The sequence below is a fragment of the Allobosea sp. CS1GBMeth4 genome (genome assembly GCF_900185715.1).
Taxonomy (GTDB): Bacteria; Pseudomonadota; Alphaproteobacteria; order Rhizobiales; family Beijerinckiaceae; genus Allobosea.
On sequence record NZ_FYAS01000016.1, the window covers coordinates 115243 to 137848 of the forward strand.

The 22606-nt window shown below is 69.1% G+C and carries 17 protein-coding genes; 14 read left to right on the forward strand and 3 right to left on the reverse strand.

Features of this window, described 5'->3' with window-relative positions:
* Positions 1–20: 20 nt before the first annotated feature.
* The 10 genes from CS1GBM4_RS09435 to CS1GBM4_RS09480 all read left to right on the forward strand — a co-directional run bounded on the left by CS1GBM4_RS09435 (position 21) and on the right by CS1GBM4_RS09480 (position 13905).
* Positions 21–1235: a glycosyltransferase family 4 protein gene (locus CS1GBM4_RS09435; protein WP_244607147.1), complete on the forward strand. Its 1215-nt coding sequence runs from the start codon at positions 21–23 to the stop codon at positions 1233–1235.
* Entirely contained in the window at positions 1232–2614 is a 1383-nt protein-coding gene (locus CS1GBM4_RS09440; RefSeq protein WP_186418447.1) for a lipopolysaccharide biosynthesis protein, read from the forward strand. Before CS1GBM4_RS09435 ends, CS1GBM4_RS09440 begins: the two co-directional genes overlap by 4 nt.
* The gene (locus CS1GBM4_RS09445) at positions 2611–4398 is read left to right on the forward strand and encodes an alpha/beta fold hydrolase (protein ID WP_186418448.1); all 1788 of its coding nucleotides are present in this window, start codon (positions 2611–2613) and stop codon (positions 4396–4398) included. The genes CS1GBM4_RS09440 and CS1GBM4_RS09445 overlap by 4 nt, the downstream gene beginning before the upstream one ends.
* Positions 4395–5423, forward strand: a complete 1029-nt coding sequence (locus CS1GBM4_RS09450) for a glycoside hydrolase family 5 protein (RefSeq protein WP_186418449.1) — start codon at positions 4395–4397, stop codon at positions 5421–5423. The genes CS1GBM4_RS09445 and CS1GBM4_RS09450 overlap by 4 nt, the downstream gene beginning before the upstream one ends.
* Complete coding sequence (locus tag CS1GBM4_RS09455; protein ID WP_244607148.1) at positions 5420–6571, forward strand: glycosyltransferase family 4 protein; 1152 nt, start codon at positions 5420–5422, stop codon at positions 6569–6571. Before CS1GBM4_RS09450 ends, CS1GBM4_RS09455 begins: the two co-directional genes overlap by 4 nt.
* 125 nt (positions 6572–6696) lie before the next feature.
* A complete protein-coding gene (locus tag CS1GBM4_RS09460) occupies positions 6697–7404 on the forward strand; it encodes a GntR family transcriptional regulator (RefSeq protein WP_186418450.1) in 708 nt (235 codons plus the stop codon).
* Positions 7405–7483: 79 nt separating this feature from the next.
* Positions 7484–9070 carry an ABC transporter substrate-binding protein gene (locus tag CS1GBM4_RS09465; protein WP_186418451.1) on the forward strand — a complete coding sequence of 529 codons (1587 nt, stop codon included), beginning with the start codon at positions 7484–7486 and terminating at the stop codon, positions 9068–9070.
* Positions 9071–9139: 69 nt separating this feature from the next.
* A complete protein-coding gene (gene ggt / locus CS1GBM4_RS09470; protein ID WP_186418452.1) occupies positions 9140–10735 on the forward strand; it encodes a gamma-glutamyltransferase in 1596 nt (531 codons plus the stop codon).
* 93 nt (positions 10736–10828) lie between these two features.
* Entirely contained in the window at positions 10829–12532 is a 1704-nt protein-coding gene (locus tag CS1GBM4_RS09475) for an IlvD/Edd family dehydratase (protein ID WP_186418453.1), read from the forward strand.
* 128 nt (positions 12533–12660) lie between these two features.
* Positions 12661–13905, forward strand: a complete 1245-nt coding sequence (locus CS1GBM4_RS09480; protein WP_186418454.1) for an aminopeptidase — start codon at positions 12661–12663, stop codon at positions 13903–13905.
* Between the two features lie 111 nt (positions 13906–14016).
* Here the strand turns inward: CS1GBM4_RS09480 and CS1GBM4_RS09485 are convergent, their stop codons facing one another.
* Both CS1GBM4_RS09485 and CS1GBM4_RS09490 read right to left on the reverse strand, forming a co-directional pair.
* Complete coding sequence (locus CS1GBM4_RS09485) at positions 14017–15366, reverse strand: aminotransferase class III-fold pyridoxal phosphate-dependent enzyme (protein ID WP_186418455.1); 1350 nt, start codon at positions 15364–15366, stop codon at positions 14017–14019.
* 235 nt (positions 15367–15601) lie between these two features.
* Positions 15602–16483, reverse strand: a complete 882-nt coding sequence (locus CS1GBM4_RS09490; protein ID WP_186418456.1) for an FCD domain-containing protein — start codon at positions 16481–16483, stop codon at positions 15602–15604.
* An 81-nt stretch (positions 16484–16564) separates the two neighbouring features.
* Between CS1GBM4_RS09490 and CS1GBM4_RS09495 the strand changes: the two genes are divergently transcribed.
* Together CS1GBM4_RS09495 and CS1GBM4_RS09500 are read left to right on the forward strand one after the other, a co-directional pair.
* A complete protein-coding gene (locus tag CS1GBM4_RS09495; protein ID WP_186418457.1) occupies positions 16565–17707 on the forward strand; it encodes a C45 family peptidase in 1143 nt (380 codons plus the stop codon).
* Positions 17708–17757: 50 nt separating this feature from the next.
* Positions 17758–19317, forward strand: coding sequence for an ABC transporter substrate-binding protein (locus CS1GBM4_RS09500; RefSeq protein ID WP_186418458.1), 1560 nt, complete (start codon positions 17758–17760; stop codon positions 19315–19317).
* Here CS1GBM4_RS09500 and CS1GBM4_RS09505 read toward each other — a convergent pair.
* Positions 19314–19964 carry a GntR family transcriptional regulator gene (locus CS1GBM4_RS09505; protein ID WP_186418459.1) on the reverse strand — a complete coding sequence of 217 codons (651 nt, stop codon included), beginning with the start codon at positions 19962–19964 and terminating at the stop codon, positions 19314–19316. The two genes, CS1GBM4_RS09500 and CS1GBM4_RS09505, sit on opposite strands and share 4 nt — an antisense overlap.
* A gap of 148 nt (positions 19965–20112) precedes the next feature.
* On the opposite strand from CS1GBM4_RS09505, the gene CS1GBM4_RS09510 reads away from it, so the two are divergent.
* Together CS1GBM4_RS09510 and CS1GBM4_RS09515 are read left to right on the forward strand one after the other, a co-directional pair.
* Positions 20113–20997 carry an alpha/beta hydrolase gene (locus CS1GBM4_RS09510; protein WP_186418460.1) on the forward strand — a complete coding sequence of 295 codons (885 nt, stop codon included), beginning with the start codon at positions 20113–20115 and terminating at the stop codon, positions 20995–20997.
* Between the two features lie 35 nt (positions 20998–21032).
* Entirely contained in the window at positions 21033–22577 is a 1545-nt protein-coding gene (locus CS1GBM4_RS09515; protein ID WP_186418461.1) for an ABC transporter substrate-binding protein, read from the forward strand.
* Positions 22578–22606: the final 29 nt, after the last annotated feature.

Consider the following 22606-nt stretch of genomic DNA (forward strand, 5'->3'; position numbering starts at 1 on the left):
CAGACCGTATGCGAATCCTGATGGCCTGTGCAGCATTCCCGCCCTTCATCGACGGCGGCGGGCCGATCTCGGCGCTGATCGTCGCCAAGCTCCTGCGCGCCGCTGGCCACGATCTGACGGTGATCAACGTCGCCGGCGAGGATCGGCACGAGATCTATGACGGCGTGCCGGTGCATCGGCTGCGCTCGCTCAACATCGACTGGAACTACCGGCTGCCGCGCCCGGCCTGGAAGAAAGCGCTCTGGCACGCACTGGAGAACTTCAATCCGCGCGCCTTCGTCGTCATGCGGCGAGAGATCGCGCGTCTGCGCCCCGACATCGTGCTGACCGACTCGATCGAGAACATCAATGTCGCGACCTGGGCGGCGGCGAAGAGCTGCGGCGTGCCGGTCGCGCATATCCTGCGCAGCACTTTCCTGCTCTGCTGGAAGGGCAGCATGTGGCGCGGCGGCGACAATTGCGCGCGCGCCTGCGCCTCCTGCCGGGCGACCTCCTACGGCAAGAAGCTCTCCTCGCGTTTCGTCGACGCGGTGATCGGCGAGACACGGTTCATCGTCGGGCGCCATCTCGAGCACGGCTATTTCCCGAACGCGACGACGCACGTCGTCCCCGGCGCGATCGCGCCCGTGCCCGGAGCTGCACCCCGCCCCGCCCCGTCGCCGGAGCGGCCGCTGCGCGTCGGTTTCATCGGCGTGCACGACCCGGTCAAGGGCCTCGACACGCTGGCTGCGGCGGCCCACAGGCTGGTCGGGGAGCCGGTCGAGTTCCTGATCGCCGGGACCGGCCAGAGCGATTACGCCAAGGCGCTGCCGGAGCGCTTCCCGTCGCGGAACACCCGCTTCCTCGGCTGGGCCAAGCCGGATGAATTCCTGCCGGGGATCGACATCCTCGCCGTCCCCTCGCTCTTCCGGGAGCCGTTCGGCCGTGTGGTGATCGAGGCCTTCGCCCACGGCGTTCCGGTGATCGGCGCCCGGTCTGGCGGCATTCCGGAGACGATCCAGCCGGGCGTCAGCGGCGCGTTGTTCGAGCCCGGCGACGATGCCGCGCTCGCCGGGGAGATCGCGGCGCTCGCCCGGGACCGCGCGCTCGTCGCCAGGCTCTCGGCCGGAGCGCTCGAAGCAGCCGCGCGCTATGCGCCCGAGCGCATCGCCGCGGCCTATGCCGCGGTCTTCAACAGCCTGCTCCGCGAGCCGGCCGAAGGCGCGCTCCTGCAAGCCGGGGAGGCGCGCCCGTGAAGGCTCTGCTCGAGCTGGCCTGGATCGGAGCGGGGCGCTTCCTGCCCGCCTTCTCCTCGCGCTTCAGCAGCACCCTGCTGAGCTTCTTCGTGCTGCTGGTCGCCAGCCATTTCCTGCCGACGCAGGAATACGGGCTCTACGTCTTCCTGTTCTCGATCGGCAGCGCACTCGGGCTCATCGCCGTGCTCGGCCAGCAGATCCTGGTGGTGAAGCACTACCGGCGGACCGAGCCCACCGGCCATCCGCTCAATCAGGCGCTCGTCGGCGTCAATGCCCGCTGGCTCGCCCTCGGTTGCCTCTCGCTGCTGGCGGCGGCGTTGCCGCTCCGGCTGTTCGCGGAGCGGCTGCCGCCGACCTATCACTATCTCTGGCTCGCCCTCGTCTTCGCCGCCATCTTCGCGCTGAGCGAATACCTGCAGAACTATTTCCGCATCCATGGCCGCATCAACATGTCGCTGGTGCCGCGCGAGATCGTCTGGCGCGGCAGCTCGATCCTGCTCATCGGCGGCGCCGGCCTCGCAGGGGTCCTGTCCGGCGGCGCCGGCGCGATGGCGATCGTCACCGGCCTCCTCGCCGCGACCACGCTCTACCAGGGCGCCGCCTTCCTGCGCGGCGAGGGGCTCGGCTGGCTGCGGGCGGGCCACCAGATATCCGCCGAGACGCATGCGGACTGGCGCCGCGAGAGCGGCTATTTCATCGCCAACAACGTGCTGAACTCGGCCTCCGCCTATCTGGAGACCATCCTGATCGGCGTGCTGCTCGGCCTCGACCAGGCCGGCTTCTATTTCGTCGCCCTGCGCATCGCCATGCTGCTGACCCTGCCGGTCGCGGCGATCGATACCGTCGGCATTCCGATGATCGCGGCCCGCTTCCAGAATTCCGACACGGAAGGGGCGCAGCTACTGATCGGGCGGCTCTCCTTCGCCAGCTTCTGCATCTCCCTCGCCGGTGCGCTGGCGCTCGCCGTCGTCGCCCCCTTCATCCTGCACCTGTTCAATCCCGACTTCGTCCGCCATGCCGACGTCCTGAGCGCGCTCTGCGTGCTCGCCGTCTCGCAGGCCTTCTTCGGGCCCGGCTCCTGGCTGCTGATGATCGGCGGCGGCGAGCGCTTCTTCCTGTTCGCCCGGGCGATCATGTTCGTGCTCTATCTCGGCCTGCTCTACGCCCTGGCCCGGATCGGCGGCCTGATGGGCATCGCCATCGCCGGGCTCCTGTTGAGCACCGCCTCGAACCTCGCTGCCTGGTACTGGATCAAGCAGAAATGGCGGATCGACAACATGGCGACCGCCTTCGTCCGCCCCTTCCTCTTCGGCGGCGCGCCCGAGGACACGTCCGCCGCGCTGCCCGGCGGCGGCACCAGCGAAGGAGCCGGTCGATGACCGCAGCGACCGCCCGCATGCACGCCCCTCGCCCCGATCCGGCGCCGGTCTCGCCTTCGCCCTTCGGCACGCCGGTGACCTTCGGCCGCAGCATGGGGGTTTTCCATCCGGGCCATGCGCCGGCCGCGGTGCTGATGCTCGGCGCCGTCGGCTATGAGGAGCTCTGCCTGCGCGCCACCTGGCGCAGCCTGGCGCAGGCGCTGTCGGAGAAGGGGGTCGCCTGTCTGCGCTTCGATTATCCCGGCCAGGGCGACGCTCAGGAAGCGGCCGACCCCCAGGGGCTGGACGACTGGTTCGAGACGGTCCGCACTGCCGCGGAACTGCTGCGGCACGCCAGCGGCTGCGAGCGCCTGATCCTCGTCGGGCAGGGGCTCGGCGGCACGCTGGCGCTGCATCTCGCCGACCGCCTGGGGCCGGTCGCCGCGGCCGTGCTGATGGCGCCGGTCGGCAACGGCAAGCGCTATCTGCGCGAGCTCGCGGCCTGGTCGCGCATCGTCTCGGACCGGATCGGCATCGGCGCCGACCCCGACGACGACACCCGCTGCGCCGTCGCCGGACTGCGCATCGCCCCCGGCCGCCTGCCGGGCATCGCCGCGCTCGGAACGGCGGCGGTCGAGCGGGCGCCCGCGTCACGGGTCCTGCTGCTGGCCCGCCCCGGCCATGGCGGCGACGCGGCGCTCGCCGACAAGCTCACCGGCCTCGGCGCCGCCGTGACGCGGCGCGACTACGAAGGCTACGAGACGCTGACGACAGACCCGACCGCGGCGCGCCCGCCTGTGGCGACGATCGCTGGCATCGTCGACTGGATCGCCGAACGGGCCGCCGCTCCGGACGCCGCATCGCCGGGATCGCGACGACCGCTGCAGCTTCCCCCCGCGGAGGGCGTGCTCGGCGACGGCTTCGTCGAGCGGCCGCTTCGCTTCGGCCCGGACGGGCGGCTCTTCGGCGTGCTCTGCGAGCCGCTCGGGCAGGCTGCGCCGGAGCCAATCCTGTTCGTCAATGCCGGCCGCGACTATCATATCGGCTGGGCCCGCGTCAGCGTGAACCAGGCGCGGGCCTTCGCGGCGCGCGGCATCGCCTCGCTGCGCTTCGACGCCAGCGGCATCGGCGACAGCCCGGCCGCAGCGGACGGGCCGGAGGAGATCCTCTATTCGCAGGCGCAGATCGACGATGTCCGCCTCGCCATCGACGCACTCGCGGCGCTGGGCTTCGCGGCGCCGATCCTGATCGGGCGCTGCAGCGGCGCCTATGCCGCCTTCAACGCCGCCGTCGCCGATGCGCGCATCCGGCGCCTGGTCATCGTCAACAACGAGCGCTTCGTCTGGGACCCGGACGAGAGCGTCGAGGATGCGATCCGCTATTCGCATCGCAGCGCCGGCGATCTCGGGGCGACGCTGGCGCGCAGGGACGGCCTGCGTCGCCTGCTCACCGGCAAGCTCCGCGTCGGGCCCGCCGGACGCTACCTGCTCTATCGCTATCGCAAGCGGCTCTCGGTCAGGCTCGCGCCGGTGCTCGGCCGCCTGACCAAGCATGGCCGGCTCCGTCACGAATGCCATCGCCGCTTCGCCGTGCTCGCCGGCCGCGAGGTCGAGCTGTCGCTGATCTATGCCGAGGGCGATGTCGGCCTGGCCGAGCTCCAGACCTATTTCGGCGAGGCGGGCAAGGGCCTTGCCGTCTACCCGAACGCCTCGCTGACGATGCTTCCCGACGCCGACCATAATTTCACCCATCTCGCGGCCGGGCGCCGGCTGCTCGACGCGCTCCTGCGGATCGTCGCGCCATGAGGCTGCTCGCGCTCGCCTTGGCGCTTGTCGTCGCCCAGCCGGTCCGCGCGGAACTCTGCCTGCGCGGCGTCAATCTGTCGGGCGCCGAATTCGGCGATGTGCCCGGCAAGGTCGATACCGACTATACCTATCCGGGCGAGGCCGCGATCCAGCGCCTCGGCAAGCTCGGCATGAGCGCCGTGCGCCTGCCCTTCCGCTGGGAGCGCATTCAGCCGGCGCTCAACGGCCCGCTCGACATCATGGAGCTCGCCTATCTCGACCAGACGGTTCGCCGGATCGAGGAGGCCGGGCTCGTCGCCATCCTCGACCTGCACAATTTCGGCTACTACGCCGGCAAGCAGCTCGGCTCGCCCGGATTGCCGGCCGCCACGCTCGCCGATGTCTGGGGCCGGCTCGCCAGGCACTATCGCGACAGGTCCCGGCTCGTCTTCTCGCTGATGAACGAGCCCTACGACATCCACAGCGCGGACTGGGCGAGAATCCAGAACGCCGCGATCGCCGCGATCCGCAAGGCCGGCGCGGGGCAATTGCTGCTGGTCACCGGCACGGCCTATGGCGGTGCCCATAGCTGGACCTCCGATCTCCCGGTCGGCAACAACGGCCGCGACCTGCTCGGCGTCGTCGACCCGCTCGACCGCTACGCCTACGACTTCCATCAATATCTCGACGCCGACTATTCCGGCCGCGCCCCGGAATGTTCGGCCGCCGCCGGGGCGCTGAAGGCGATCGACGACGTCACCGCCTGGCTCGAGGCGCACGGCCGTCGCGGCTTCCTCGGCGAATTCGCGGCCTCGAACCGTCCCGAATGCCTCAAGGCCCTGCGGCAGATGGTGGCGAAGCTCGACGCCAGCCCGCGGCAATGGCTCGGCTGGGCCGCCTGGGGCGCCGGGCCCTGGTGGCCGGCCGACTATCTCTTCAACCTCGAACCGACCTCGGCCGGCGAACGCCCGCAGATGAAAGTGCTGATCGAACGCCTCAAGGCGAGGAAGCCGGCAGCCATCTGCGGCAGGGAGGCCAGATCGTGACCGCTCCCTTCGCCCACCGCCCGGTGCCCGCCGTTCCACCGGGGACCCGCATCGTCCATGTCGTGCGCCAGTTCCTGCCCAATCGCGGCGGGCTCGAGGATGTCGTCGCCAATCTCTGCCGCGCCCAGCTCGCTTCCGGCCTGCGTCCGTCCGTCGTCACGCTCGACCGGCTGTTCTCGCGCCCCGAGCTGGTCCTGCCGGCGAGCGAGGTGATCGACGGCATCCCCGTCACCCGCATTCCCTTCCGCGGCTCGACGCGCTACCCGCTCGCCCCGTCGGTCTTCGCCCATCTCCACGAAGCCGACCTCGTCCATGTTCATGCGATCGACTTCTTCTTCGACGCGCTCGCCTTCGGCTGGCTCCTGCATCGCAAGCCGCTCGTCGCCACCACCCATGGCGGCTTCTTCCATACCACCGACTTCTCCGGGCTGAAGACGCTCTGGTTCAACGGCCCGACCCGGCTTTCGGCGCAGGTCTACCGCGGCATCGCCGGCTGCAGCACCAATGATGCCCGCCTGTTCGAGCGGCTTGCGCCCGGCAAGGTCCGTGTGATCGAGAACGGCGTCGATCTCGACAAGTTCGCCGGCGCCTCCAGCCCCGAGCCGCAGCGCCGCCTCGTCAGCCTCGGCCGCTTTTCCAAGAACAAGCGGCCGGATCGGCTGATCGCCACCATGGCGGTGCTGGCGCGGCGCGAGCCGGCCTGGCACCTCGACATGATCGGCGTCGCCTCGGACTGGACCGAGGAGGCGCTGCGGACCGCGATCGCCGCCGCCGGCATGGAGCGCAACGTCTCGCTGCATCTCGGCCTCGACGACGCCGCCGCCCGGCAGGTGATGAGCCGGACCTCGCTCTTCGTCTCGGCCTCGGAGTTCGAGGGCTTCGGGCTCGCTCTGGTCGAGGCGATGAGCGCCGGCCTCGTGCCGATCGTCCAGCCGAACGCCGCTTTCGCGGGGCTGGCCGGCAAGTTCCCCGTGGTCCGCACGGTCGACTTCGCCGACCCCGACGAGGCTGCGGCCGCGGTCGAGCAGGCCCATGCCGATCTCGTCCACTTCCCGGGCACGACACGCCCGCGCCTTTCGGACCTCGCCTCTTATTCCTGGTCCGAGGTCTCCCGCCGCTACCTCGAGCTCTACGCCGCCGCGCTCTGAGTCGGCGAAGCCGTCACATCGCCTCCGGGACGATCGACCCCCTTGCGCGCAGCCGGCTTCTGCTCTTGTAATAGTGGATACAGTGATACAGGCGCTGGCCGGCCGGCGGCGGACAGGGAATCGACATGAGCTTCGCCTCGAGGATGACGGCCGCGACGGCGCAGGACGAGGCCTATCGCGCCATCCTGCAGGACATCCGCTGCGGCCGCCATCAACCCGGGGAGCGGCTGATCCCGGAGACGATCGCCCGCGAGCTCGCCATGAGCCGCATGCCGGTGCGCGAAGCGCTCCAGCGCCTCGCCAATGAAGGCCTCGTGGTGATCCGCCCGAACCGCGGCTGCGTCGTCGCCGGTCTGACGGTCGAGGAGATCTTCGAGCTCTTCGAAATCCGCTCCGTGCTCGAAGGGCTGGCGGTGCGTCTCGCCATGCCGCGCTTCGACGCCGCCGCGCTGGCCGAGCTCGACGACCACCTCGCCCGCATGCGCCGCGCCGGCGAGGCCGGCGGCGCCGACTGGCTCGGCAGGCACCAGGCCTTCCACGCCTATATCTGCAGCCTGAGCGGACGCCCCAAGCTGATCGCCCAGATCGCAGCGCTGCACATCGCGGTCGAGCCCTATATGCGCGTCTGGCTCCATCACGTCTCCCAGCCCGCCCATGCCACCGAGCGCCAGGACGAGGTCGTCGAGGCGATCAGGACCGGCGATGCCGAGCATGCCGAGACGGTGATGCGCGAGCATGTCATGCGCACCGCGCCGCGCCTCGCCGCCTTCCTGCGCGGCCGTGGCGAGGCGGCCGGAATGCAGGCGCCCCTGCCGGCCGACGCGCGACTCTGAACCGAACCAAGCAGCGACCCGCCAGAAGGCCGCGCGCCCGGGAACGCCCGAGGTCCAACACAGAACGAGGGGATCATCGATGGATCGACGCCAGTTCCTGAAAGCCTCGGCCGCTGCGGCCCTCCTGCCGGCAGCGCCGCATCTCGCCACGGCGCAGGACGCAAGGACCCTGCGCTTCGTGCCCTATTCCGACGTCGCGATCATCGATCCGATCTGGACCAACGGCTATTCGACCCGCACCCATGCGCTTCTCGTCTGGGACACGCTCTACGGGCTCGACGACCAGTTCCGGCCCCAGCCACAGATGATCGAGGGCCATGTCGTCGAGGAGGACGGCAGGCGCTGGACGCTGACATTGCGGCCCGGCCTCGTCTTCCATGACGGCAGCAAGGTGCTGGCGCGCGACGCCGTCGCCTCGATCCGGCGCTGGGGCGCCCGCGACACCTTCGGCCAGGCGCTGCTGGCCGCGACCGACGAGCTCTCGGCGCCGGACGACCGCACCATCGTCTTCCGCCTGAAGCAGCCCTTCCCGCATCTGCCGGCGGCGCTCGCCCGCCCGAGCGCGCTCGTCGCGGCGATCATGCCGGAGCGCCTCGCGCAGACCGACCCGTTCAAGCAGATCCCCGAGGCGATCGGCAGCGGCCCGTATCGTTATCTCACCGCCGAGCGCATCGCCGGCGCCCGCCATGTCTATGCCCGGCATGAGGCTTATGTTCCGCGCCCGGGCGGCACGCCGAGCTTCACCGCCGGCCCGCGCACGCCCTATCTCGACCGCATCGAGTTCACCATCATGCCGGATGCCGCGACCGCGGTCTCGGCGCTCCAGACCGGTTCGGTCGACTGGGTCGAGCAGCCGATCATCGACCTGCTGCCGCTGCTGCGGAAGGACCCGAACATCGTGGTCGAGGTCAAGGACAGGACCGGCATGGCCGGACAGCTCCGGCTCAACCACCTGCAGCCGCCCTTCAACAACCCGGCGATCCGCCGGGTCATCCTCCAGGCGATCGATCAGGAGGAGTGCATGAACGCGGTCTGCGGCGGCGATCCGCAGATCGAGCGCGGCAGCATCGGCTTCTTCCCGAACAACTCGCCGATGGCGTCCGACGTCGCGGCCAAGGCCCTGAAGGGGCCGAAGGACTTCGGCAAGCTCAAGCAGGAGCTCGCCGCGGCCGGCTACAAGGGCGAGCGCGCCGTCTTCCTCGCGGCGCAGGACGTGCCGCGCATCGCCCTGGTCTGCGACGTCGCCGCCGACGCGCTGCGCAAGATCGGGGTCAATGTCGACTTCGTCGCCGCCGACTGGGGAACCGTCCTCCAGCGCATCAGCAACCGCAACCCTGTCGAGCAGGGTGGCTGGAGCTGCTATGTCACCTACTGGTCTGGGCTCGATCTCGGCTCGCCGGCGACCAGTTCGCCCCTGCGCGGCAACGGCGCCAAGGGCAGCCCGGGCTGGCCCGACAGCCCGCAGATCGAAGCGCTGCGCGCCCGCTTCCTGACCGCCGGCGACCCGGCCGAGCAGAAGGCGATCGCCCGCGAGATCGAGCTGCAGGCGATGCAGGATGTGCCCTATGTCCCGGCCGGCCAGTACCTGCAGCCGGTCGCCTATCGCAAGACCCTGACGGGCATGCTGAACGGCGTCCCTGTCTTCACCAATCTGCGCAAGGGCTGACCGCCCTGCGCCTCCTTCCCCAGAAGGGCCGGCGATCGACGCCGGCCCTGTTCCACGAAAGCCTCTTTCATGCGTGATCTCGAGCTTCCCGGTCGGTCCCTCGCCATCAGCCGCAATGCGATGGCGGCGACCTCGCATCCCGCCTCGACGCTCGCCGCGCTCGACGTCATGAAGGCCGGCGGCACTGCCATCGACGCCGCCATCGCCGCCTGCGCCGTGCAATGCGTGGTCGAGCCCGGCTCGACCGGGATCGGCGGCGACTGCTTCGCGCTCTATTCGCGCGGCGGTTCGACCGACATCCTCGCCTATAATGGTTCGGGCCGCACGCCCGCCGCGGCGACCCTCGACTGGTATCGGAAGGCCGGCATCGCCACGCTGGAGCGGCATTCGCCGCATGTCGTCACCGTGCCCGGCGCGATCGATGCCTGGACGCGGCTCAACAGGGACCATGGACGCCTGCCGCTGGCGGAGGTCCTCGCGCCCGCCATTGCCTATGCCCGCGACGGCTATGCACTGACGCCGCGCGTCGCCTACGACCTCGCCGCCCAGCGCGAGTTGCTGGCCAGGGACGCCAACGCCGCCGCGACCTTCCTGGTCGACGGTCAGGCCCCGTCGGCGGGCACCGTGCAACGCCAGCCGGCCCTCGCCGCGACGCTCGAAGCGATCGGCCGCGAGGGGCGCGACGCCTTCTATCGCGGCGAGATCGCCAGGGAGATGGTCGCCTACCTCGAGGCCGCCGGCGGCCTGCACACGCTGGAGGACTTCGCCGCGGCCGAGGGTGAATACGTCACGCCGATCAGCGCGAGCTTCCGCGGCCGCACAGTCTATGAGTGCCCGCCCAACGGCCAGGGCGTGATCGCCCTGCTGATCATGAGGATCCTCGAGCGCTTCCAGCCCAAGGGCGGCCCGCTCGCCGTCGAGAACCTCCACATCGAGCTGGAGGCGACCCGGCTCGCCTATGCCGCGCGCGACCGCTTCCTCGCCGACCCCGCTGGGGCGCAGGTGCCGGTCGAGCATCTGCTGTCGGACAAGCTCGCCGGCGAGCTCGCCGGCATGATCGATCCCGAGCGCGCGCTCGATCCACTGCCGGTCATCCCCGGCGGCGCCGAGCACAAGGACACGGTCTACATCAGCGTCGTCGACAAGGACCGCAACGCCGTCTCCTTCATCAACTCGATCTTCTCGCCCTTTGGCAGCGGGCTGATGACCGGCAAGTCCGGCGTGCTCTTCCATAATCGCGGCCAGAGCTTCGTGCTGAAGGAGGGACATCCCAACGCGATCGCGCCGCGCAAGCGCCCGATGCACACCATCATTCCGGGCATGCTCGCCGAGGGCGGCCGCGTCGTCATGCCCTTCGGTGTCATGGGCGGGCACTACCAGGCCATGGGCCACGCGCACTTCCTGGCGAAGTTGTTCGACCACGGCCTCGACCTGCAGGAGGCGATCGACCTGCCGCGCCTCTTCCCGCTGCCGGGCACGAAGACGGTCGAGGCCGAAGGGCGCCTGCGCGACGGCGTCGGTGCGGCGCTCGCGGCGCGCGGCTTCGACGTTCAGCCGCCGAAATCGCCGATGGGCGGCGCCCAGGCAATCTGGATCGACTGGGAGAAGGGCACGCTGACCGGCGGCTCCGACCCGCGCAAGGACGGCTGCGCCCTGGGGTATTGAGGGCAACGCGAGGCCGCCCTGCACGCGGCGGCCTCGACAGCGCCGGCGATCCGGCCATGCTTCTCTCCACAACAAGTCGAGGGAGAAGCGGGCATGGCGGGCGAGGAACCGAAAGGGCGCGGCATCGCCGGCGGGTTGACCAATTACGGCGATCCGGACTTCGCCGCTTATCTGCGCCGCTCCTTCGCCCGCTCCATGGGCTATTCCGACGAGGCCCTTGGCCGCCCGATCGTCGGCATCGCCAACACCTATAGCGGCTTCAACAACTGCCACCGCCACTTCCCGGAATTGCTGGAGGCGGTGAAGCGCGGCGTGCTGATGGCCGGCGGCCTCCCCGTCGAATTCCCGACCATCTCGCTCGGCGAGGTCTTCCTCAATCCGACCAGCCTGAAGTTCCGCAATCTGATGGCGATGGCCACTGAGGAGATGATCCGCGCCCAGCCGATCGACGCGGTCGTGCTGATGGGCGGCTGCGACAAGACCGTGCCGGCGCAGTTGATGGCGGCGCTCTCGGCCAATGTCCCGGCCGTCCAGCTCGTCGCCGGGCCGATGTCGACCGGCCGCCACAAAGGCGAGCGGCTCGGCGCCTGCACCGATTGCCGCCGCTTCTGGGCCCGCTTCCGCGCCGGCGAGATCGGCGAGGCCGAGATCGAGGCGGTCGAGGGCCGGCTCGCCACCACCGCCGGCACCTGCGCGGTGATGGGCACGGCCTCGACCATGGCCTGCATCGCCGAGACCCTGGGGCTCGCCCTGCCGCGCTCGGCCGCCATCCCCGCCGTCCATGCCGACCGCCTGCGCTGCGCCGAGGAGAGCGGCAGGCGCGCCGTCGCCCTGATCGGCACGAAGGAGCTGCTGCCCCGCCGGATCGTCACCGAGCAGGCGATCGAGAACGCCTGGCGCGTGCTGCTGGCGATCTCGGGCTCGACCAATGCCGTCGTCCACCTCACCGCGATCGCCCGCCGCGCCGGCATCAGGGTCGACCTCGATCGTCTCAACCGGCTTTCCGACGAGACGCCGGTGCTGGTGAACCTGAAGCCGGTCGGCGACAACTACATGGAGGACTTCTTCGCCGCCGGCGGCGTCCCCGCCGTACTGCGGGAACTGCGCGACCTGCTGCATCTCGACTGCCTCGGCGTGACAGGCCGGACGCTCCGCGAGCTGATCGACGCGCCCCTCGCCGACCAGGTCGACCGCGCGATCATCCGGCCGCGATCGGAGCCGGTCGACCCCGATGGCGGGCTCGTCGCCGTGTTCGGCTCGCTCGCCCCGCGCGGTGCCATCGTCAAGCGCGCCGCGGCCGAGAAGCGCCTGCTCGAGCACGAGGGCCGCGCCGTGGTCTTCTCGTCGCTGGACGACCTCTCGGCCCGCATCGACGATCCCGACCTCGAGGTCGGCCCGGACGACGTCCTCGTCCTGCAGAATGCCGGCCCGAGGAGCGCCGCCGCCATGCCGGAAGCCGGCTATCTGCCGATCCCGCGCAAGCTCGCGGCCAGAGGCGTCAAGGACATGGTCCGCATCTCCGACGCCCGCATGTCCGGCACCGCCTATGGCGCGATCGTCCTGCATGTCGCGCCGGAAGCGGCGGTCGGCGGCCCGCTCGCTCTGGTCCGCACCGGCGACCGCATCCGGCTCAGCGTCGCCGAGCGCCGGCTCGACCTGCTGGTGGACGAGGCCGAGCTCGACGCGCGCCGGGCCGCCCTGCCGCCGGCGCCGGCCAGGCAGCGTCGTGGCTATGACCGGCTCTATGACGAGCACGTGCTCCAGGCCGATGAGGGCGTCGATTTCGACTTCTGCTGAGGCGCGCCATGGCGAAGCACCTGACGAAGCTTCGCGGATCGCAACGGCCCGATGCCGCCGGAGTGGTTGACCCGCGGCGGATTTCCGCCAGCAATGCGGCCTCATCAAATCAGTTCGACGAGGCCACCATGAACAAGCACGTCTCCGGCATCGATGCCGCCAAGCTCGACAGGCTGGCGCAGGTCGCGGTCAAGGTCGGCCTCAACCTGCAGCCGGGGCAGGACCTGTTCCTGACCGCGCCGGTCGCGGCGCTGCCGCTGGTCAGGCGGATCGCCGAGCACGCCTACAAGGCCGGCGCCGGCCTCGTCACGCCGATCCTCTCCGACGAGGCGCTGACTCTGGCGCGCTACCGCTTCGGCCAGGATGCCAGCTTCGACCGCGCCCCCTCCTGGCTCTACGAGGGTGTCGGCAAGGCCTTCGCGGCCAACACCGCCCGCCTCGCCATCGTCGGCGACAATCCGATGCTGCTCGCCGGTCAGGATCCGGCCAAGGTCGCGCGCGCCAACAAGGCGAACTCGATCGCCTACCAGCCGGCGCTGGAGAAGATCGCCAATTTCGACATCAACTGGAACATCGTCTCCTATCCCGGCGCGGCCTGGGCCCAGCAGGTCTTCCCCGGCGATGCCGAGGAGGTCGCGGTGGCCCGCCTGGCCGAGGTCATCTTCGCCGCCTCGCGCGTCGACCGCGACGACCCGATCGCCGCCTGGGCGCAGCACAACGCCGCTTTGGCGCAGCGCACGAAATGGCTGAACGGCCAGCGCTTTTCCGCGCTGCATTTCACCGGCCCCGGCACCGACCTCACCATCGGCCTCGCCGACGGGCATGAATGGGAAGGCGGCGCCTCGACCGCCAAGAACGGCATCACCTGCAACGCCAACATTCCGACCGAAGAGGTCTTCACCACCCCGCATGCCCGCCGCGTCGAGGGGCATGTCTCCTCGACCAAGCCGCTCTCCTATCAGGGCACGCTGATCGACGAGATCCAGGTGCGCTTCGAGGCCGGGGCGATCGTCGAGGCGAGGGCGAGCCGCGGCGAGGAGGTGCTGAACAAGGTGCTCGACACCGACGAGGGTGCGCGCCGGCTCGGCGAAGTCGCGCTGGTGCCGCATTCCTCGCCGATCTCGCAGAGCGGCATCCTCTTCTACAATACACTCTTCGACGAGAACGCCTCCTGCCACATCGCGCTCGGCCAGTGCTATTCGAAGTGCTTCGTCGACGGCACCAGGCTGACGCCCGAGCAGATCGCGGCCCAGGGCGGCAACAAGAGCCTGATCCATATCGACTGGATGATCGGCTCCGACGAGATCGACATCGACGGCATCAAGCCCGACGGCAACCGCGTTCCGGTCTTCCGCAAGGGCGAATGGGCTTGAGAGGAGCTTGTCGTCATTGCGAGCACAGCAAAGCAATCCAGCTTCGCGCCCGCTGCCCCTGGATTGCTTCGTCGCTGCGCTCCTCGCAATGACGGGGAGCGCGAGCTTGCATCACCCGCCTTGGTCGATCCGCGCCAGCGCCACCTCGATCGCGGCGAAAATCTCCTCGATCTCCGCGGGCGCGATCACCAGCGCCGGCGACAGCACCAGCGTGTCGCCGGCATTGCGGATCAGCACGCCGGCATCGAGGCAGAGCCTGCCCACCTCCCCGCCCCTGGCGCCGTCGGCATCCGGGCGCGGCGCGAGATCGATCGCGCAGAGCAGGCCGGCGGTGCGGATATCGACGACATGGGCCGAGCCCTTCAGCCGGTGCGCCCGCTCCTCCCAGAGCGGCAGCACCTCGGCGAGCCCGCCCAGGATGTCCTGCTCGGCGAAGACGTCGAGCGTCGCGAGGCCCGCGGCGCAGGCGAGCGGATGGGCCGAATAGGTATAGCCGTGGAAGAGCTCGATCGCCTCGGGCGGGCCGGCCATGAAGGCCTCGTAGACATGGCCGGCGACGAGGACGCCGCCCATCGGTACCGCGCCGTTGGTCATGCCCTTGGCGCAACACATCAGATCCGGCCTGACGCCGTAGGCTTGCGCTGCGAAGGGAGCCCCCAGCCGGCCGAAGCCGGTGATGACCTCGTCGAAGATCAGCAGGACGCCGTGCCGGTCGCAGATCGCGCGCAGCCGTTCGAGATAGCCCCTGGGCGGCGGATAGACCCCGCCCGAACCCGTCACCGGCTCGACGATGACGGCCGCGACCGTCTCGGGATCATGGATCTGCAGCAAGGTCTCCAGCTCCTCCGCCGCGGCGAGCCCGCCCTCCGGCCGGCCGCGCGAGAACGCCATGGTCGCGCGATCGTAAGGCAGGGGCAGATGCGCGACATCCGGCAGCAACGGCCCGAAGGCGGCCTTGTGCCGGCCGATGCCGGAGACCGAGAGCCCGCCCCAGCCCATGCCGTGATAGCCCTTGGCCCGGCCGATCAGCTTGGTCCGCGAAGCCTGGCCGCGCGCCCGATGATAGGCCCGCGCGATCTTCAGCGCGGTATCGACCGCTTCCGAGCCGGAATTGACGAAGAAGACATGCTCGATGCCCTCCGGCGCGATGTCGCAGAGCCGCGCCGCATAGGCCCGCGCATCGGGATGGCTCATCTTGAAGGAGGAGACGAAGTCGAGCCGCCCGGCCGCAGCGCGGATCGCCTCGGTGATCCTCGCCTGGCCGTGCCCGGCGTTGACGCACCAGAGCCCCGCCATGCCGTCGAGCACGCGCCGCCCGTCCGGTGTGACGTAGTGCATGCCCTCCGCCCGTTCGAACAGCAGCGGCGCCTGCCGGAAGGCGCGCATCGGCGTGAACGGCATCCAGAACGCGTCGGGAGCGTTGTCGAGGCGGTTTCCGGGGGCAAGCGCATGCGCGGTCATGGCGGGGTCCTCGCTATGGATCGCCGCACGATGTCTTTCTTTAGCTCAAAAGACAATAGTGAGAAGGCCAGTCTTGACCAGGACCTTCCGACCTCCTCAGCCCTCATCCTGAGGAGCGCTCCGCAGGAGCGCGTCTCGAAGGATGCTTCAGCTTCCTCCCGAACCGCCTGGAGCATCCTTCGGGACGGTCGCTGCCGCGACCTCCCCAGGATGGGGGCTCAGAGAAACGATACGGTCAGCCCAGCCCGTCCGGACGGCGCAATTGCATCGCGCGCTGGAGATGGCTGCGCATCAGCGCGCTGGCGAGCTGGAGATCGCCGGCTTCGATCGTCGCGAGCATCTGCAGATGCTCGCGGCAATTCACCACGACGCGCTCATAGCCATAAGTCCAGTCGTAATTGGACAGACGCCGGAGCTGGTTCTGGCGGCGCACGGCGGAGTGGATGAAGCGGTTGCCGGAGGCGGCCGCCAGCCCCTCGTGGAAATCGGCGTTCATCTCGTAGAAGCCGATCGCCGAGCTCTCCTTCCAGGGGAGCGACAGGGTCAGCTCATGCCGTGCCCGCATCTCGTCGATCCAGGCCTGGTCCAGCACGAAGCCGGGCTCGAGGAACACCATCGGCTCGATCAGCAGTCGGAAGCGATAGCGCTCGTCATGCACCGACTGGTCGCGCGGCTCGTGCAGGAAGCGCCAGCCATAGCCGCGCTTGCGCTCGACCATGTCGAGATCGGCCAAGCGCGCCATCAATCGCTGCACCTCCTGCCGGCCGAGCTCGTAGCGCCGCATCAGCTCGAGCTCGGAAATCTCGTCGGGCAGGCGCCCGCCATGGCGGTCATGCGCCACCCTGACCATGGCGAGCTCGGTCGCGTCGACGCTCGCGCCCGAATCGCCCGACATCTCCGGCGCACTCAACAGCTCGACGCCCTTGTTGGGGTGCCGGCGCACCAGCCCCTGCCGGGCGAGATGGTCGATCGCGGCGCGAACCGGGGTGCGCGAGACGTTGAGGCGCCGCGCCGCGCTGTTCTCGTTGAGCCACGCGCCCGCTTCCAGCCCATCCTCCCGGACCATGCGGAGGATCCGCTCCGCAATGTCCTGCTGCAATCGTGTCGGCGTCGTCATTGCAGGGCTCTTGATTGTCTTAGTTTGAAATGAAATACAATATTGACTGACACAGCGCCAGTGCGATGCGGAGACTTGGTCATGACCCCGCCCTTTCCCTTCGTCGATGTCTCCGGCACGCCCTATGAGCGCGGCCGCCAGCATGGTGCGGCGGTGCCGCAGCGCGTCAAGCGTTCGATCGAGCTCTATGGCGGGCAGCTCGGAGATCTCGGCTACGGCGCCGCCGCCAAGTCGCGGCTGATCGGCGAATTCGCCCGCGAGATCGAGGCCTACGGCAAGCACTATGTCGAGGAGATGCGCGGCATCGCCGACGGTGCCGGCGTCGCGCTGGAAGACGTCATCATGATCAACGCCCGCACCGAGGTGATCGCCAAGGCGAGGCTGGAGAAGAACAGGCCGGTCGAGGTACAGGAAGAGCTCGACGATGGCTGCACCGGCGCGATCATCCTGCCCGAGCGCAGCGCCTCGGGCGAACTGATCCACGGCCAGAACTGGGACTGGAAGGCCGAATGCGCCGAGACGGCGATCGTGCTGCGCGTGCGCCGCGCGGACGGACCGGACTTCCTGACCTTCGTCGAGGCCGGCGGCCTCGCCCGCTGCGGCATGAACGCGGCCGGCATCTCGATCACCGCCAATTATCTCGAAAGCGAGCGCGACTTCACCCAGACCGGCGTGCCGCTCGCGCTGATCCGCCGCAAGGTGCTGGAGCAGGAGCACCTCGCCTTCGCGATCAAGGCGGTGGCGACGACCCCCAAGGCCTGCTCGAACAACATGATGCTCGCGACCGTCGCCGGCTTCGGCATCGACTTCGAATGCGCGCCCGACGCCGCCTTCCCGCTCTACCCGCAGGACGGGCTGATCGTCCACGCCAACCACTGGGTCGGCCAGGTCGCGCTGACCAAGCTCACCGATACCGGCACGCCGCGGGTGCCCGAGAGCTTCTACCGCGACTGGCGCGTCAGGAAGCTGCTCGACGAAGCCGGCCGCAAGCTCACGGTCGCCGATCTCAAGCAGGCCCTTTTCGACGACTTCCTGAGCCCGCACTCGGTCTGCCGGCCGCCGCGCCTCAACGACACCGGCAATCTCTCCGCCACCGTCGCGATGGTGATCATGCAGCCGGCGAGGGGCACGATGGAGGTCGCGCCGCTGCCGGCCCTCAACCGCGGCTTCACCCGCTACAGCCTCGCCGACGAGCCGGTGACGCTGGCGCAGGCCGCCGAGTAGGGCGGCCAGGACAGCGTCGAAGCCGAACCATAAACAAGGGGAATCCGCCGATGCACAGCCGACGCCGCCTTTCCCTCGCCCTCGCCGGACTGGGCCTTGTCGCCGCGGCCACCTCGCCCGCTGCGGCCACGGCCCTGCGGGTCCATCTCAACGCCGACATCCGCAGCATCAATCCGGGCGTCAATCGCGACGACAACACCGACGCGGTCGTCCTGCACATGGTCGAGGGCCTCGTCGCCTATGGCGAGGATTCGGCGGTGAAGCCGCTGCTGGCCGAGACGATCGCGGTCTCGCCGGACGGGCTCGGCTACACCTTCACTCTGCGCAAGGGCGTGAAGTTCCACAACGGCGCCGAGCTCACCTCCGCAGACGTGGTCTGGAGCTGGAACCGCTATATGGATCCGAAGACCGACTGGCGCTGCCTGTCGGAGTTCGACGGCCGGGGGCGCGCCAAGGTCGAGGCGGTCACGGCGCCCGATCCGGGAACGGTCGTCTTCCGGCTCGACAAGCCGAGCTCGCTCTTCCTCGCCAACCTCGCCCGCACCGACTGCGCAATGACCGCGATCCTGCACAAGGATTCCGTGAAGGCCGACGGCTCCTTCGACAAGCCGGTCGGCACCGGCCCCTACAGCTTCGGCGAGTGGAAGCGCGGCGAATTCGTCCGCCTGACCCGCAACGCGGCCTATGCCAGCCTGCCGGGCGCGCCCGACGGCTATACCGGAGGCAAGCGCCCGCTCGTCGACGAGGTCCGTTTCGTGGTGATCCCGGACGGCGCGACCGCCAAGGCGGCGCTGCTGCGCGGCGACATCGACATCGTGCCCGACGTCGCCAATGCCGAGGTCAAGGAACTCAGGAAGGATCAGCGCATCGGGCTCTCGATCACGCAGAATATGGGGCTGGTCGGCATCCTCCTGCAGACGCGCGATCCGCTGCTCGGCAACGTCAAGCTGCGCCAGGCGATCGCGGCGGCGCTCGACACCGAGGAGCTGGTCGCCCAGGTCACGGACGGGCTCGGCAAGCGCAACAACTCGATCGTGCCGACGATGTCGTCCTATTACGGCTCCGTCCAGGCCAGGGGCTACGAGTACGACCTCGCCGCCGCCCGGAAGCTGCTCCAGGAAGCCGGCTACAAGGGCGAGCCGCTGGTGATGCTGGCGAACAAGCGCTACCCGCAGAGCTTCGATGCCGCCGTGGTGGCGCAGCAGATGCTCCAGGCCGCCGGCATCAACGTCCAGATCGAGGTGCTCGAATGGGCGACGCAGCTCGACCGCTATTCCAAGGGCAATTACCAGCTCCAGGCCTTCCCTTATTCGGCCAGGCTCGACCCAGCCCTCTCCTTCGAATCGGTGACCGGCCCGAAGGCGACCCAACCGCGCAAGGTCTGGGACAATCCGGAGGCGCAGGCGCTGCTCGACAGATCGATGGTCGTCTCGGACAAGGCGGAACGGCAGAAGCTGTTCGACGAACTGCACCGGCGTTTCATCGCCGATGTGCCGATGGTGATGCTCTATAACGGCATCGATGCGGGCGCCTTCGGCAAGCGCATCAAGGGTTACACATCCTCGATCCTGTCCAAGCCGCGGCTCTGGGAGGTCGCGGTCGCGGATTAAGCCGCGCCGTTGGCCTCGATAAGGTCCTTGATGATGTGATGGCTGGTGAGCGCGGCCAGGCGCTCGCCATCTCCGGCGCGGATCGCCGCGACCATCGCATGGTGCTCGGCATCGCTCTCGAGCAAGGCCCGATGCGAGGCCCAGATCGTGACCGCCGAGCCGCGCGAGCGGTCGCGCAGGCTCCAGATCGTCTCCGCCAGCACCGGATTGCCGCAATGCTCGTAGATCAGGCTATGGAAGGCGCGATTGATCTCGCTCTGCTCGACGCGCGTGCCGCTCTGGACAGCGCGGCTGAACTCGTGAGCGAGCGCTTCGAGCCTTGCGACCACCTTGTCGTCCATCCGGCCGATCACCAGGCGGGACGCAGCGGTCTCGAGGATGATGCGGGTGTCGCGGATCGCCCGGTAGGTCTCGAGATCGATCTCGGTCACCCGGTAGCCACGATTGGGCACGTGCTCGATCGTCTTGCGCACGGCGAGCTCGTCGAGCGCGGCGCGGACATCGAAGCGCGTCGCCTGGAAGGCCTCCTCCAGATCGATCTGCCGCAGCCATTCGCCCGGCCGATAGGCTCGGACATGGATCGCCCGGGCGATCTCGTTGGCGAGTTCGCCCTTGGCGCGCTGACGGGTCTTTGGACGGGTGGCCATGACTGGTCTCTAGAGCATCGAAGCGACGCTTGCGAGCCGGCTCGCTCACCTCGCGCACAGCCGAAACTCCTGTCGAATCCGGCTTGCAGGGCCGAATATAACATGCAACAAAATTGGCGCCAATCTTACAGCCAATCAGGAAACCTGCATGACCGCTCCCGCCGCAACGCCCGCCAAGCAGGACGACGCGGCGGCGATCGCCCGCGCGCTCTACGATCTCGGCCCGACGCCGGTGATCGCCTGCAGAGCCGACCCGCGCTTCAGCTATTGCCTCTATGTGCCGAAGACGCTCGGCAAGGGCGGGCAGGCGCCCGAGCTCGTCGTCACCATGCACGGCACCGGCCGCGGCTTCACCGGCTATCGCGACGCCTTCCAGGCGTTCGGCCGCTGGAACAATTGTATCGTCCTCGCCCCGCTCTTCCCGATCGGCGTAATGGGCGACGGCAACCGCAACGGCTTCAAGTACATGCGCGAGGGCGAGGTCCGCTACGACCACATCCTGCTCGCCATGGTCGAAGAGGTCGCGCAGCATTACGGCGTGCGCTTCGACCGCTTCGCCCTGTTCGGCTATTCCGGCGGGGGCCATTTCACCCACCGTTTCCTAATGCTGCAGCCTCAGAAGCTCTGGGCCGCCTCGATCGGCGCGCCGGGCTCGGTGACCCTGCTCGACCCGACGCGCGACTGGTGGGTCGGCACCCGCAACATGGCCGAACTCTTCGGCACCGCCCCCGACATCGAAGCGATGCGCAAGGTCGCGGTGCAGATGATCGTCGGCGCCGCCGATCTCGAGACCTGGGAGATCACCCACCAGCCCGGCAGCGCCAGCTGGATGCCGGATGCCAACCATGCCGGCGTGAACCGCCCGGAACGGCTCGACAGCTTGCGCCGGAATTTCGAGGAGCACGGCATCACGGTGCGCTTCGACCTGGTGCCGAACATGCCGCATGACGGGCTGAAGGCCGTCTCGCGGGTGGAGGACTTTCTCGCCGACGTGCTCGCCAAGCGCCGATCCGGCGCGGCGAAGGCGGCCTGAGGCCGCCTGGACCGCGAACAGCGAGGAGAACGACCATGAACCGCCGGCTCACCTGCGCCTTCGCTCTCCTCGCCCTCGCGAGTCCCGCTACGGCGCAGACGATCAATGTCGCGCTCAATGCCGACATCCGTTCGACCAATCCGGGCGTCAACCGCGACGACAACACCGACGCCGTCGTCCTGCACATGGTCGAGGGCCTGGTCGGCTATCGCGAGAACGGCGCGGTAGCGCCTTTGCTGGCAGAGAAGGTCGCCGTCTCCTCTGATGGGCTGACCTACACCTTCACCCTGCGCCAGGGCGTCAAGTTCCACAACGGCGCCGAGCTCACCTCGGCCGACGTCCTGTGGAACTGGACCCGCTACATGGACCCGAAGACCGACTGGCGCTGCCGGTCGGAATTCGACGGCCGCATCGGCATGAAGGTGACCGGCGTCACCGCACCCGATCCGTCGACCGTGGTGATGAGATTGGAGAAGCCGAGCGCGCTCTTCCTCGACACGATGGCGCGGACCGACTGCGCCATGGTCGCGATCATCCACAAGGACTCGCTGAAGCCGGACGGCTCCTTCGACAAGCCGATCGGCACCGGCCCGTTCATGCTCGGCGACTGGCGCCGCGGCGAGTTCGTCTCGCTCAAGCGTTTCGATGCTTACGTCTCGCCACCCGGCGACAAGCGCGACGGCTATGTCGGCCGCAAGAACGCCTTGGTGCCGGAGATCAAATTCCTCGCCATCGCCGACGGCGCGACCGTCAAGGCCGGCCTGATCTCGGGCGCGCTCCATGTCGCCGACATCCCGGATTCCGACCTGCCGGAGATGCAGAAGAGCAACAGCGTTCAGGTCGTGACCGCGCCGAGCGCGACCAAGCACGCTTTGCTCTTCCAGAGCCGCGATCCGCTGCTGTCGGACGTCCGGATGCGCCAGGCGATCGCGGCGGCGCTCGATCTCGACGAGCTCGTCGCCCAGGCCTCGAACGAGCTCGGCAAGGTCAACAACTCTGCCGTCCACATGGCCTCTCCCTATTACGGCGAGGTCCAGCGCCAGCGCTACGATCACGATCCGGCCCGGGTGAAGAAGCTGCTCGCGGAGGCCGGCTACAAGGGCCAGACGATCAAGCTGATCGCCAACAAGCGCGCGACCGTGCCGAGCTTCCCGGTCGCGGTGGTGGCGCAGGCGATGCTTCAGGCGGCCGGCATCAACAGCGAGATCGAAGTGCTGGAATGGGCGACGCAGCTCGACCGCTACAGCAAGGGCAACTACCAGATGATGTCCTTCAGCTATTCGGCCCGTATCGATCCGGCCCAGAGCTACAACCAGTTCAGCGGCGCCAAGGACACCTACCCGTCCAAGGCCTGGGACAGCCGCCGCGCCGACGAGCTGATCGAGAAGGCGACGATCACCGCTGATGAGGCCGAACGGCAGAAGCTGTTCGACGAGCTCCACAAGCTCATGCTCGCCGATGCGCCGCTGATCTTCCTCTACAACCAGGTCGATACCGCCATGGTCTCGAAGCGCCTGCGGGGCTTCGCGCCCTGGGTCGCCTCGAAGCCGCGGCTCTGGGAGGTCGGCCTCGCCGATTGAGCCGTCGCGGGCGCGACGGCTGATCATAA